The organism is Candidatus Cardinium hertigii (assembly GCF_050864855.1).
Lineage (GTDB): Bacteria > Bacteroidota > Bacteroidia > Cytophagales > Amoebophilaceae > Cardinium > Cardinium hertigii_C.
In genome coordinates this window covers 1-449 of sequence record NZ_JBOZWW010000077.1, presented here as the reverse complement: position 1 = coordinate 449, position 449 = coordinate 1, and the positions used below count along the sequence as shown (strand labels likewise).

The 449-nt window shown below is 36.1% G+C and carries 1 protein-coding gene; it reads left to right on the top strand.

All coding sequences use genetic code 11. The annotated features are described in order from the left end of the window. Positions 1-200: Tn3 family transposase (locus tag ACRRVB_RS04995; protein ID WP_432466027.1), on the top strand; the 200-nt coding region annotated here is incomplete at its 5' end. Positions 201-449 lie beyond the last annotated feature (249 nt).

The window sequence follows — 449 nt, the reverse complement described above, 5'->3', positions numbered from 1 at the left end:
GAGCTGTCGACTCTCTGAAAAAACAGGGAATCAAAATCAATGATCAATTGTTATCCCATCTATCCCCATTAGGATGGGAGCATATCAATCTGACAGGCGATTATATCTGGCCAAGAAAGCGTAAAACAACATCAGGTAAGTTCAGATCTCTCAGATCTGCTAACATAGAACAATACAAAAAAAACCTTAACGTACAATAATTTCCAATATCCAAGGTGACCCCTATAACAACGGTCTCGAAATGTTAAAAAACTAAGTATACATGAAACCGCTCAAGCTACCGGGTACAGCGCATCGCAAGTATGCCGTATTCAACGATTGTACACTTTAAACAATTAAAAAAATCATGCTAAGCACTTTTAATAACTTGCTGGAAAATGGGAAAAATAGTATCTGAAAAATGTTGTCTATCACGTCAATTGATATAATAACTCGGAAGAAAAAACAAC